The 13,269-nt window shown below is 49.4% G+C and carries 12 protein-coding genes; 6 read left to right on the top strand and 6 right to left on the bottom strand.

From position 1 onward, the window contains the following. Window positions 1-85: 85 nt before the first annotated feature. The 6 genes from HY774_27410 to HY774_27385 form a co-directional block, all read right to left on the bottom strand. A complete protein-coding gene (locus tag HY774_27410; protein ID MBI4752233.1) occupies window positions 86-1,276 on the bottom strand; it encodes an argininosuccinate synthase in 1,191 nt (396 codons plus the stop codon). After that, complete coding sequence (locus HY774_27405; protein MBI4752232.1) at window positions 1,276-1,743, bottom strand: arginine repressor; 468 nt, start codon at window positions 1,741-1,743, stop codon at window positions 1,276-1,278. Before HY774_27405 ends, HY774_27410 begins: the two co-directional genes overlap by 1 nt. 471 nt (window positions 1,744-2,214) lie before the next feature. Beyond that, window positions 2,215-2,541 carry a hypothetical protein gene (locus HY774_27400; GenBank protein MBI4752231.1) on the bottom strand — a complete coding sequence of 109 codons (327 nt, stop codon included), beginning with the start codon at window positions 2,539-2,541 and terminating at the stop codon, window positions 2,215-2,217. Between the two features lie 262 nt (window positions 2,542-2,803). Further along, window positions 2,804-3,226, bottom strand: a complete 423-nt coding sequence (locus HY774_27395; GenBank protein MBI4752230.1) for a tetratricopeptide repeat protein — start codon at window positions 3,224-3,226, stop codon at window positions 2,804-2,806. A gap of 150 nt (window positions 3,227-3,376) precedes the next feature. Further along, the gene (locus HY774_27390; protein ID MBI4752229.1) at window positions 3,377-4,570 is read right to left on the bottom strand and encodes a hypothetical protein; all 1,194 of its coding nucleotides are present in this window, start codon (window positions 4,568-4,570) and stop codon (window positions 3,377-3,379) included. Window positions 4,571-4,614: 44 nt separating this feature from the next. Continuing rightward, on the bottom strand, window positions 4,615-5,076 hold the full coding sequence (locus tag HY774_27385; GenBank protein ID MBI4752228.1) for a hypothetical protein: 462 nt from the start codon (window positions 5,074-5,076) through the stop codon (window positions 4,615-4,617). 567 nt (window positions 5,077-5,643) lie between these two features. Here HY774_27385 and HY774_27380 point away from each other — a divergent pair. The 6 genes from HY774_27380 to HY774_27355 all read left to right on the top strand — a co-directional run bounded on the left by HY774_27380 (window position 5,644) and on the right by HY774_27355 (window position 13,190). After that, entirely contained in the window at window positions 5,644-6,390 is a 747-nt protein-coding gene (locus tag HY774_27380; protein MBI4752227.1) for an ABC transporter ATP-binding protein, read from the top strand. Between the two features lie 2 nt (window positions 6,391-6,392). Then, complete coding sequence (locus HY774_27375) at window positions 6,393-8,720, top strand: hypothetical protein (GenBank protein ID MBI4752226.1); 2,328 nt, start codon at window positions 6,393-6,395, stop codon at window positions 8,718-8,720. Window positions 8,721-9,251: 531 nt separating this feature from the next. After that, window positions 9,252-9,827: a hypothetical protein gene (locus HY774_27370; protein ID MBI4752225.1), complete on the top strand. Its 576-nt coding sequence runs from the start codon at window positions 9,252-9,254 to the stop codon at window positions 9,825-9,827. Next, window positions 9,724-10,365, top strand: coding sequence for a hypothetical protein (locus HY774_27365; GenBank protein MBI4752224.1), 642 nt, complete (start codon window positions 9,724-9,726; stop codon window positions 10,363-10,365). Before HY774_27370 ends, HY774_27365 begins: the two co-directional genes overlap by 104 nt. A 333-nt stretch (window positions 10,366-10,698) precedes the next feature. After that, complete coding sequence (locus tag HY774_27360) at window positions 10,699-11,679, top strand: hypothetical protein (GenBank protein MBI4752223.1); 981 nt, start codon at window positions 10,699-10,701, stop codon at window positions 11,677-11,679. A gap of 32 nt (window positions 11,680-11,711) precedes the next feature. Beyond that, on the top strand, window positions 11,712-13,190 hold the full coding sequence (locus HY774_27355) for a hypothetical protein (GenBank protein ID MBI4752222.1): 1,479 nt from the start codon (window positions 11,712-11,714) through the stop codon (window positions 13,188-13,190). Window positions 13,191-13,269: the final 79 nt, after the last annotated feature.

The following is a 13,269-nucleotide window of genomic DNA, read 5'->3' as shown; positions in this document are numbered from 1 at the left end:
CACGGAACCCTCAATAGAAAGAAATATCCCAGGTCCAAATGCTGACACAATCACAGCACTGACCTGGGACGAAGGGAAACTTAAACTATCGTCGGCGCGAAGCCCACGTCGTCAAACGCAATCCATTAATGTTGATAAAGCCGCCAGAATCTTTCGGATTCACGACAAACTTGCTTTCAAAACTGGCAACTTCGGGGTTATAGAGCGAATACGGCGATTTGCGACCCGTCACGGTCACATTTCCTTTGTACAGCTTGAGCCGGACAACGCCTGTCACACTTTCCTGGGTCTTCGTAATGGTGGAAAGTAACAGCTCCATTTCCGGCGAGAACCAGAACCCGTTATAGACCAGTTCGGCAAACTTCGGCACGAGGGCATCTTTAAAGTGTGCGACTTCGCGATCCAGCGTGAGCGATTCAACGGCCCGATGGGCCTGCATCAGCATCGTGGCGCCCGGAGTTTCATACACGCCGCGTGATTTGATCCCGATGAAGCGGTTTTCGACCAGATCAACGCGGCCAACGCCGTGTAGCGCAGCAATGTCGTTGGCAACCTTGAGCAATTTGGCCGGGCCGTAACCTTCGCCATTGATCGCAACCGGAATGCCTTTGTGAAATTCGATTTCGACCGTTTCAGGCTTGTTCGGCGCCTGTTCGGGCGATTTGGTCCAGAGGAACATATCTGCCGGAGGCTCAGCCCAGGGGTCTTCGAGGATGCCGCCTTCATAGCTGATGTGCATCAGGTTGGCGTCCATTGAGTAGGGCTTTTCCGCCGTCACCGGCACGGAAATGCCTTTTTGTGCCGCGTAAGCCAGCAAATCTTTGCGGCCCACAAACGACCAGTCGCGCCACGGTGCAATAATTTGCAACTGTGGCGCCAGGGCTTTGACCGTCAGTTCGAACCGAACCTGATCGTTGCCTTTGCCGGTGGCCCCGTGGGCGACGGCAGTTGCTTTGCTGTTGAGCGCGGCCTGTACCATTCCTTTGGCAATCACCGGGCGAGCCAGCGAGGTGCCCATCAGGTACTGGCCTTCATAGACCGCGTTGGCCTGGATGGCTGGAAAGACATATTCGGCGACGAACTCGTCTTTAAGATCAAGCACGACGACCGATTCCGCACCGGTCCGGTAGGCTTTGGCTTCGACAGCGGCCAAATCTTCATCTTGACCGACATCGCCGACATAGGCGACGACCGGCACGTTGTAGGTTTCCTTGAGCCACGTCAAAATGACGCTCGTATCAAGTCCCCCACTGTAAGCAAGTACAATCTTTTCCACTACAGTTTCCCTGCCTCTTTCAAAATTCGTTCGGCGAGCGCCTGAGCATTGGTGCCTTCCTTCACCACCGCGATGATGGTGTTGTCTCCGGCGACCGTGCCCAGGATCTCGGTAAATCCAAGCGTATCAAGCGCCTCCGCGACCGGGTGCGCATTGGCTGAATCGGTATGAATCACCAGAAGATTTCCAGACCACTGAACGCTCCGCAGGAACTGGCGCAGAATCTCGATGCGTCCTGAGCGTTTTGGTGAAGCGGCTTCGAGCGATGCATAAAAGGTGTTCCCGTCTGCATCAGCGACTCTGACCAGTCCCAGTTCCCGAATATCGCGGGAGACCGTCGCCTGGTCGCAGGCAATGCCATGTTCGCGCAGGGCATCGCGAAGCTCCGTCTGGGTCGCGATGCGGTGTTCAGTGATAGTTGTCAAAATCAAGCGTTGACGTTCTGTCTTGTCTTGAGGCTTTTTCATATTTATGCAGAGTTTATGCATTTTTATGCACGTGTCAAGATATTTTTTGGGTGAGTTCGGAAAAAGGCGGTTTCGAAATACACCGAACCAGATCAAAAAGCAATTTAGGAAGAGGGTTTCAGGCCTGTTGCGGAAAGGGTGTTGAACTTGACAACCCCGCCCGGAGGGCGCCGGATAGTAGCCGGTGGTTTGCCGCTTTGGGCCTACCACCGGTCATCAGGGTCACCCCTTGTTTCTTCCCACGTCGCCCGCGCCCCTGTGGGGCGCGGGCGACGTGGGGAGGGTTGGCCGAACGAACCTTTTTCCGGTGGTAGCTCGCAAAGCCTCGCAACCGACCGGCTATCCGAACGGCAGCGCTTCGCGGTGCAAAACCAAAAAAACTACACGTAAGAGGTGATTCCAACGCCCTGCTGGGCGGGATCTATCAACCTTGAGCGGCTTTGCCGCACTGGAGGCTTTGAAAATAATCTGTTATTTAACTGATTGACTTGATTGGGGATATTCGAGGTCAAACAACCTGTTTTCTGTTTGTGCTTTGAAAAGGCGGAAATCCCGTAAGAGTTCTTTTTGGCTACGTTCGACTGCTTCAAGTCGGGACTCAATTCTATCAAGTCGAGACTCAATTTTATCAAGTCGGGACTCAATTTTATCAAGTCGGGATTCGATTTTGTCAAAACGGGGGATTACCTCCTGGGCCAACACCTCGCGCAACACTTCAAACAGCATCTGTTTAAGGTCGTTTCGAGTCTCGTAACTTTCTGGTGATGGATAATTTCGGGTTGGGTCTTCACTACTCATTTTGCTGCTCCTTGGCTTTCAGTGTGAATTCGTTATCGCGGCTTTTAAGATGACAGACACAAGGGTGTCAATTCGGGCATTCCATTGAAAAACAATCTTAATCCTCTGTACGGTAAATTCGCTACTGGTTTCCAAACCTTCAACCCACTTCAAATCTCGTTGTTTGGTTTTGAGCCGCGAAGCAGTGGAAGAATGCTAGCCTGGGGTGACAACCCCAGGACTTCGGTGCAACCGGCGACAGCCCAGGACAACCGCCATCTCTTCAGGATTTTAATTGTTCTCGCAGAACGCGGATTTCAGCCTCGATTGTTTCCGCTTCGGAATCACGCCCCATTTCACGGAGCAACCGGGCATAATTTCCCATCCCTGCCAGTGTATTGGGGTGAGAGTTCCCGAGTGATTTTTTCCAGATGGAAATGGCTTCCAGAAATAGCGGTTCGGCCTCCCCAGATTGCCCTTGTGCCTGATACAACAACGCCAGATTATTGAGACTGGTGGCGATGTCGGGATGCCCGGCGGGTAACGCCTTCCACCTCAACTCCAATGCTTCCAGCAACAGCGGTTCGGCCTCCCCATATCGCCCTTGCGATTTATACAACCCCGCCAGATTGTTGAGGCTCAAGGCGATGTCGGGATGCCCGGCGGGTAAAGCCTTCCGCCAAATCTCCAACGCTTCCTCATGCAGCGGTTCGGCCTCTGCATAGCGCCCTTGCTCCTTTAAATAAGTACCCTGTCATAAGTTTTCTGAGATATTGGATTTGGTAAGTGGTTGATTTTTTTCCGTGTTTTCCGTGTTTTCCGTGGTTAAAATGTCTGGAAATTTTCGGTAAGGTACTTAATAGCCAGCTTGGTTGAGCAATCGGGCAAGCTCAAGCAAGCTCAAATCATACTGCTGGCCAAGCACCGCAGCCTGGAGAGCCTGTGGAAGCAGTCGGGCACATTGCGGCCAGTTTTGAAATTCCACCTTTGGGAAAGCCTGATTCACTGCCAAAACAACACTTTTTGCCCATTGAGCCTGGGTTGGTTCATCCATCCGTGACTGAATCACCATCTGCACCAGCCGATGAATTGTGTAGGTTTGTGTTTCCGCATCAACCCGAACCAGTGAAAACCGGGTCAACCGCTCAAGCAATTCATGGACAGTTTCACCATTTGCAAATGCGGCTTCGACCGTCGGGCTAATGGCTGATGCCCCTGTTTCAATCAACTCCAGCGGGATGTCATCCGGGGCCAGAAACGCACTGAACCGCAACAGGTCAGCACTGGCCGATGATTCTTGTTCGACCTGTTCAAAGTTCATGGTCCAGGTTGTGGCGACCGTTCCTTTGTAGCCCCCTGTTACCGGCTTTTTCTTTTCCAGCCTTGCCAGATGACGTTCCCGATACAGTGTGAGGTATTTCGTGAACGGCGTTTTCATCGCCAGGAGATAGGCCCCAGCCTGTTCCAGCGCCAGAGGAAAATAACCGAGTTCCCGAACAAGCTCTTGAGCGGCAGTGAGTTCGGTGGTTGGCAGGTTGGAACGTTGGGTACGTTCTTTGAGAAAATCCAGGGCTTCATCTGGTGTCATCACCCCCAAATCAATCGGGGATTTGATGGAGAGCACATCAAATGTCTGTGCCCGCGACGTGAGCAGGATGCTCCCTCCACAAGGGTTTGGAAGGAATGGTTTTACCACTTCAGGATTGTCGGCGTTGTCCAGTATCAGCAGCCAGTCAGTGTTTGAGGACAACCACTGCTTTACATCTTCAACCAGTTCAGTCTGTTTCTCACGTTCTGGCAACCCAAGCTGTCTGGCAAACCCGACAAACCCTGAAACAAGACTCGTTTCACTATCGGCAAGCGTCCACAACACACACGAATATTCCGCACTGTAACGATGCGCGTATTCCGTCGCCGTCGCCGTTTTCCCGACTCCACCAAGGCCAGCAATCACCTGCCTGAGCACAGTTTTCCCCGTGTCCTTCAACACGTTATGGAGCGATTCCAGGATTTCTTCGCGTCCGGTGAAGTATAGGTTTTGTTGCGGCACATTGATGAGCCTTCTCCCGGTTGCACCTTTATTTTCGGGGAAGGCTACAGAGGGCGATGCAGGATTTTGGTTTCAAGCAGCGAAACCAGTTCTGGCAAGCGGTCGTGCGATTCAGCCCATTCGAGCAGCTTCATGGCACGTGTGGTTTGGGGAACACCATCACTCGGAATTTCTTTTCCAACTCGCAACAGAAAAACCAGTTTGCCGAAGTCAACCTCGGTGATTCTGGTGAGGACTTCGAGCAGGTGCGCTAAATCAATCGCCGCTGTCTTTTTATCGCCTGATGATGAAGCCGGGGCACCGATTTTGGCCTGAAGCTGCGTGAGTTCAGCTTCCAGGCTCTGAATCGTTTGTTTGATTCCTTCGATTCCTTTTTTCAATTCAAACTTTCTGGCGGTATCAGCCGTGATGCCGTGGTCACGTTCGAAGGCAGACAGTTTTTCATATTGTTCGGCCAGCAATTTTTGGAGATCGTCGTATCGTTTTTGATCATGAGAATGTGACATGAAAACTGACTCCTGATGTTCAATCAAATTGGGCATATTCAGGCAGGGACTACCCAACGTGTAGGGCAAAGGCGTGATGCATACCACTTTGCAAGGAAATTCTTGCGTGAGCAAACAGTCAAGTGGTTCAACCAAATAAACTTAGCGGACTACTGACTACTGACGACTGACTACAAACTGGTTTGATTCCGGATTGTGCCATAAGGAGAGGAAAACTCAACCGGGTTGTTAAGGGTACGTCCTTATTTATAAAGCGAAGAATCTGGATTTCTTTTCTGTGTATTCCGTATGTTCCGTGGTTTCTTCTTCTGAAAACCTGTATCAGGCCCAACGGACTTTCCTGTAACAGGGTTTTCCAAACTTGAGATTGTCTATTTTCCAGGGCAGTGGTACATTCGATTTTTGAACAGGTTCGCCGAAGCCGGGTGCACCGGATGTCAAGCTCCAAAACACCAGGCCCTACTCCAGTCACTTTCTGCCTGGAAAATTTCACGTTTCGTGCCATTGTGATTTGCCACGGCCACAGAGAAGGCTCGTCGGTTTTTCCCTTAATAACAGGTTTTACTTATGCCTACGATGGAACACACCATTTCAATTTATAGTCTCTCAAAGGCTTACGGTACATTTAAAGCACTTGAGGATTTGGACTTACATATTCAACCCGGTGAAATCTTCGGGTTTCTGGGTCCAAACGGTGCGGGGAAAACAACCACGATCAACTTGTTGATGGGGCTCATCCGGCCTACGAGTGGCACCTGTGCCATCGGAGGCTTTAACCCCCATTCAGTTGAAGAAAATGAAATTCTTTCCCTGAGACGAATTGTCGGGTACGTCCCGGATGCAACCCACTTTCCTGAATACCTGACCGCCTATGAAACACTGGAAATGGCAGGCCGAATGCACGGTCTGTCACCTGCCAGCCGGGCTGATCGCCTGCGAACGGTGATTGCCCAGCACGGACTGGAGGAAGTGATCCATCAGTATCCAACCAGTTATTCATTGGGCATGCGGCGAAAACTCGCACTGGCTCACGCCCAAATCCACGATCCGAAGATTTATATCCTCGATGAACCAACCAACGGTCTTGATCCCTATGCCGCCCGAGAAATCAAAGTCTGGATGACCAGCATGGCCGAAGCTGGAAAAACCATCCTGCTCAGCACCCACCTGCTCGACATGGCTGAGCGCTATTGCCACCGCGTGGCGATTCTCAACAAAGGACGATTGATTACCGTCGCTCACCCGCAAGAGTTAAAGCGTCAACTCCAGGAAGCGTCGCTTGAAGATGCTTTCTTTAAAATGACGGAGCAATAGCCATGTCTGCTCAACCACTTTCAAGATCAGTTCAGCCGTTTCTTTCCGATCCATCTGAATCATCTCCGAATCATCTGGCCATTCTGGTGTATTTCCTGTGTGTGGGTCAGCTCAATCGGCTTTCAAAAACCATCATTCCCCGCACCGATCAAAACCAACGCCGGTTTCATCCCTTCCTGGTTCCTGGCCTGATAATGACCTGGGCGGTTGGCTGGCTGGTCTTCACCCTTTCACAAGGGTTGATCGAGCACCTGGTCCCGGAACCGGCTGGAGTGACACTCCTGTTGCCTGGCTCAGCCACGATTTTGTTGCTGGCGGGGGTTTTCCTCAGTGTCGGATTTGAAGGATTTCAAGGCTATACGTTGGAGAAAAATCTACGCCTGACCGAAGTCTATCCGGTGACGGCAACATCCACCGTCTGGCTGACGCTGGTGGAAACCACGCTGTTTTCTCCGCTCTGGCTTGTCTTTCTTCCATTCTTTTTGGCAGTTGCCCGTCATTTGGGGTACTGGTGGAGCAGCCCGTTCTGGGCCATTGGCGGCACCAGCCTGATGCTGCTGACCATCGCCATGATCCAGACGATTTTGACCATTGTGAACTGGAAAGTGGTTCCGCCGGGATGGCGTCAGCCTGGATCCGCTTTTCTGGCGGCACTTGGGTTTGGCCTTTCCTTGAGCCTGCTTCCAGTCGTGATTGGTTCTGAATATGCGACGTCGGTGGTTACGCTGCTCAAGTCATCATTTTTTCAGTACCTGGCACCAGGGTTGGTGGTCAAACTGATGGCTTCCGGCTCGCTGTCGTGGGTGATCGGGTTGTGCCTGAATCTGGCAGGTTTGTTGGGGGTCACCACACTCACAATCTGGATGGCCAATCGCAATCAGTGGCTGCGTCGGTTTCGGACGGATGCCGGTGCCGGTGTTCAAAAAGCACGGGCTGCAAACTGGCCATACCCAATCAAGGTTGTGATTCGCCGTCCACAACAATTGATCCAGGCGTTGCTCCCGGCACTGGCCTTTGTGCCGTTGTTTCTGCTGCCTGAGCTGCGCAATCTGTTTATCAAGGCGCCGGTCGCCTGGGGTGTTTTATCGTACTTGATCGGTTTGTTTGCCCTGGTTTCATCCGTCCCGCGAATGATTACAAACGAAGGGCATTCAGTCTGGCGCTGGTACACCTATCCCCGATCAATCATGGGCAATTTGTTCAAAGGTTCGTTTGGGTGGTTGATGCTGGCAATGGTGGTGTCAGGGGTTCCGTACGTGGTTGGGCTGGTGGTTCGCGGGAAGTTTGTTCAGCCGGATGTGTTTCCGTTGTTGACCATCCTGATTGGTCTGCCGCTTGTCTCAGTCGTGTGTCTGAGCGCGGCAGTGCTTGGAACCGATCCACCAACTGATGAAAAACCCGCTCGACTGAAACCGGTAGTCATTACATTTGCCATTACCTTTTCAGTTTTGTCAGTTGCTTCCTTTGTGTGCCCACTCTGGATCCAGGCTGCGTTCTGGGCATCATTTGCCTTTTTTACCCTTGGGTGGTGGGTGGCTGCCGATTTACACCTGGCGTATTTTCTTGAAGGTCAGAAAGATACCGCCGGTCTGGTCAAACAACACGGACACTTCAAACGTCTGGGGCTGATGTTTTTTAGTCCGGAAGCAACTTTTCAGGATCTGAAATTGTCAGCCGCACCACTTGTGCCAATCCTGGTTCTGTGCGCCGTGTCATTTCTGGGGACAAAGGCGCTTGAGTCAGCCGTTCCATATAGTCGCTATCAGATTGAATGGGCGCGGGCTGAACTGGCACTCGAACAAAGTGGAACCACCGTCAATCAGCTCACGCCCCAGGCCAGGAAAGATTTTGAACTCCAGGTCAAAGGCAATCTGGTGGCCCGGGAATACCTGGAGTACTACCTTCCATTTCTCTTCCAGCCAGCGAAGGTTTTTTTGATTGCCGCCTTTTTCTTTACGGCCTGTATTGTCCTGGGTGGTAGTTCTCAACTGTCGTTGTACATTTCGGTCACGGCCTATTCATACCTGACCGTGAGTGTGGTTGAGTATGCTCTTTCCTGGGTTGTCGTCACGCTCAAGCGCCCTGAATTACCCGAACTGGTGAAAGGAGGCTACATAGCGAGGAATCTGGCGTTTTTGGCGACAGATTCATTTCCTGCCTGGGCATTGGACCTGTTGCAGGAGTGTGACATTTTTTCGCTGATGTTTATTTTGTTGGCGGGATACGGCCTGGGCGTGGTCCATCCCCGAAAAAAATTGTACCTCGTGCCAGTGGTACTCTGGATTGGCTACCTCGGAGCGCTGTCTCTCCTGCTGGCATTTCTCAGGTGAATCAACTGACGGGCATTGGTATGGACCGAGGGCTTCCTTCAGTAATTCTTGATGAGTTTATAAAGTGAAGAGCCAAAGGAGACGGGAATTCTTGAGAATTGGTATTTTTGGTGGATTATTGGGCTTCAAAGTGGCATAGTTGCGGCTCCAAATTCAGCACGGACGTTTTACTGACCAAATTACTTCTTGGGTTTTGATCAGCAGCATTCGTGACCAGGCCCGTTGTTTAGATTCTTTGACAACCGGGTGAACCAGGCAGGCAATCAAATAGTCAGTATCCGCTGGATATGCCGGTGGAGAGTTGAGTTTGACAAAACTACCGTGCAAAAGCAGGGTGAGGCCAGTTGCTGAACCCCTATTGCACCAAAGGTGATCCTTATGCCTTCACCCACTTTAATTCGACGGAAGTGAGTCTTCCGTTCAAAAAAGCAAACCAGGAGGACGGCGAATTCTCCGCTATGTGAAAAATTGGGGGACGCGTCGGATTTTATGATGAGATGTCTAATTTTCTTTTTGGTATTTTGCTGGGGGATGCAATCTGTTTCAGCACAAGAACCTAAGAATTTGATCGTGCTGAGAAGTGAAAATCGTCATTATGTTGGGGAAGGCCAATATCAGGAATATTCGGATGGTGTTTTTGAGTCTCAGGTTATTGATAATGATCAGGATCAAGGCATTGAATATTTAAGAATCCACTATTCAGACCCTAGAAATTCCGCTATTGGATGGGGTTTTACCTTTCATATGAAAACACCTGGGAAAAACTTGACGCCAGGGGTATATTCGATCCCAGTAAATGAAGACCCACAACCACCGGGAAGTTCATTTTTGATTGGGGGCAATGGAACGGTGTTAGGTTCTGGAAAAGGGTGTGGTTTTAATTCTGGGAATTTTACAATTTTTGAGTTGGAGGTTGATTACAAACAATCTCCACCACAACTTGTGAAATTTGCCGCCAGTTTTGAACAGCACTGTGGGGGGGGGAGATCCTGCTTTGTTCGGGTTGGTTTTGTATCAATCCACCTACCCCATGTTTTATGTGACAGTGAATCCTATTTTGGGTTTGATCACATCAGGTCAGTCTGCTCAACTCAAAGTTCGGGTTGACCCGGTCAATGGATTTAATAGCCCTGTTACACTAACCCCAGTTATCAAGCCTGCAGAAGGAGGATTATCCTATGACCCGGCAACCCTTCGCCTGTTACCTGGTGAAGAAGCTGAAATCAATGTGCATTCAACTTCCGCGACGAAAAGAGATGTGTATGAAATCATTGTGTCAGGAACCACACCAAATTTGACGACTTCTGCCAGCGCATCATTGACCGTTCTTGCTCCACAGGTACCTGACTATCAAGTATCAACGTTCCCGGCTGAACAGCAAGTAACTGGAAAATCGAAGGTTACGGTATATGTTCGAATTGAGCGTCGGTACAGTCATGATGGGCCAATCACTATAACTCCATCTGAAACCAAATCTTGGGGAGGAACAATAACCCCATCGCCACTCATCACCCACGTGAATATCGCAAAATTTGAAATTTCAACTGATAAAAAAAGTAAGCCAGGTTCATACCAAATTCAATTTTCCTGTATCGATGTGAATGGCGTGATGCGAAATACAACCATCAATTTGATGGTAAAATAAACCATTGAAAATAAAAGGTTTCATTGAGTTCTTGATACAGGGACAGGGAGGCAAAAGAGAAAAAGTATGTGCTTTCGATGGCCATTTTCCCCGCCAGACATTTGTGCTGTTCACTCACAAGAGACACGTGTTCGAGATAAATGGGTATGGGTTCTTTTTCACCTGTGTCTGGCGATCTTTGGAATTGGATTCACCTCTCTTGTGACCACGGCGGCCCCAGTTACCAGATTGACTTTATTGAGCGAAGCCGGTGACTTCATTGGTGGTGGAAACGTGTTTACTTGCGGAAAGTTATTAGAAGCCTCAACAAATTCGGAGTCAGGTGAGAGAGGTGTGAATCAAATCTCCCTGGTCTTCGAGGTTGATCACCTGAAAGATGTATCGGTAGACATTACATTCTCCTCAAAAAGAATGGGGGTTCCGTTACTTCCTGGGTTTTATGAGAATGCCCAATCCCTTGTCTCCGGGGACTTTGGGTATCCAGGGATTAATATTTCAATGGGGTCGCGTGCCTGCAATCAGGTATTTGGAAAATTCACAATTCTGGCTGTCACTTACGATACCACGGTCTTCCCGCCAAAAGTCACAAGCCTGGCTGCGACCTTCGAACAAGGGTGTGAACAACCAAACAACAAGTTAATCGGGACAATCTTTCTCAATGCTGAACCTCAAGGGTTTGACCTTGAAGCCACCCCATCCGAATGCGAGTTATACAAAGACCAGTCGAAAAAAGTCCCAATTCGCATCATTCCCATCAACCTTACCGGTGAAACAGTCCAGTTACAGGTCAGCAGTTATGGATCTCCGTCCCTCCCAGCTAAACTCAAAGAAAATATCCTGACAGTTGGTGAATCTACTCAACTTGAAATCAAACCTCCAGATCGTGCGGTATTTGGAATATACCTTGTTTCTGTCGGGGGAGTTGGTGGTCGCCAATTTGTTGATTCTGAGTCCATCCTGGTTAACTTTCTTCCCAAAGGAAGTTTTCAATTACGGGTCATTCCTCAAATGGTATCTGTGGAAGCTGGTAAGTCAGTCTCCGTAAAAGTAAAAGTAAAGCCAATCAATGGGTTTTCAGAATATGTGGAGCTGAACGGGGATGTCTCTCCAGTTGGAAGTCAAATCCGTATTTCAATCAATGGAGATGCCTTCCCAGGGAGGGGCCATCGAATAGAGATTAAACCGGATAAAACAGTTTTACCTGGTAATTATACCGTGAAGATTTACGGGTCGTGCGGCACCGTTACAGATGAAATCGAATTTCCACTGGTTATAACTGCACCAGGAAATCAAGAGGGGTTACAGGTATGGTGAGGTATTTTCCATCTGATCTTAGCTTTTCAACTGTGATTGTCTTCGGAATAGCATTCCTCTGGCTAAGTTTATCTCCATTGACGGTTACTGCCACCCCTGCGAGTTGTTTTTCCTATGTCAGAGATACTTTAGTTTACCCGGGGACCGAAGTGAAGACGATCAATGACCAACAGGTGACTTTTACTCCGCAAGTGATGGATTACACTCAGGACGGAAAGGCGGATTGGGTTACTTTTACGTTGGAAGGCAGAGATGAATTTGGCAATCGCCTTAGTTTTGAACTTATTTTTGCAACCAACAAACTGGGAAGAAATTTGGCGGTAGGCACCTATCAGCATACCCGACGAGCTACGCTGGACCTCCTTGGGCATCCTGGTTTTTCGTTTTCCTCTACCTCAGCACAAGAGGGAGACATTGGGGATTTCACAATTTATGAGGCCGCTTTTTCCAATTCACAAGGAAAGCTTCAAGTTGACCGATTTGTCGCTTCTTTTTCCCTCAATGGTAACTATGCCGGGCCTGAAATCTGGGGCTCGATTCACTATCAGGTCCCAGCCTTACCCTTTCCAATCATTGTGTCACCTGCCAACTTAAGTGTGCAGCAAGGAAAAACAAAAAGCTTTCCACTTTCACTCGGTGCCTTTCATTCAGTGAATCAACCTGTCACCTTGTCTGCTGAACTCTCGCCCCCTGTTGAAGGAATTCAGGTCACTTTTACCCCACCGGTGATTCACCCAGGCGAGCAGGCTCAGATGAAAGTGAGTGTCTCTGGGTCAACCCCCAACCAGCCTGTTCAACTCACTATTCGCGCAAGGTCTGGATCTGAAACTGAGTTGCTCTATCGAACACTAAAAGTCTTGGGGCGGACTGGGATATCGATACGAAGTGAAGAAGGCGATTTTGTTGGAAGCGGGCAGGATTATTTCCTGGATGAAGGCTGGTTTACTGTCTATGCCACGAAAGTGACTCGCAATGGATTGGTAAGTGAGATTCACTTTAATTACTGGGGTCTCGAAGATGATCAGCATTGGGAGATTTACTTTAGCACGACCAGCATGGTAATTCCGTTACAAGTTGGTTATTTTGGGGAAGGCACCCGGTTGTCAGGGGATGGAATTCCTTCCTATCCGCAATTGGATATCACTGGAAATGCAAACGGGTGCAATGAGTTAAAAGGGAATTTTCGGATTTTAGAAATCAAGATTGATTATTCTGATTCTTATCCTAAAGTTGTTCAGTTCACAGCGGAGTTTGAGCAATTTTGTGAAATTTATGGCCAACCGCTTCGTGGAACAATTTTCTATAATTCTACAGCCTCAGTCGGCTACTCACTGCGTATGGAGTCTGAAGTGCTGGTTGTTGAACAAGGCAAAAAGGCACAAACGAACATTCAACTCGTCGGTGATCCTGGCTACACCCAACCGGTCACACTCCGCTCTATTACTTTCTTAAATCGGTCCACAAGGGATTGGAACAGAGAAAGAAGACTTGGCACAGACCAAAAACTTTGATACTTGAGAAAAAAGAAAATTACCAACCAAGGAGCAAAGTCATCTGTGCCTGGAAAAACGATACTGGAAATCCCTGAAA

This window comes from Acidobacteriota bacterium (genome assembly GCA_016208495.1).
Taxonomy (GTDB): domain Bacteria; phylum Acidobacteriota; class Blastocatellia; order Chloracidobacteriales; family Chloracidobacteriaceae; genus JACQXX01.
The sequence above is the reverse complement of the archived record's forward strand: the minus strand, read 5'-3'. Positions and strand labels throughout refer to the sequence as shown.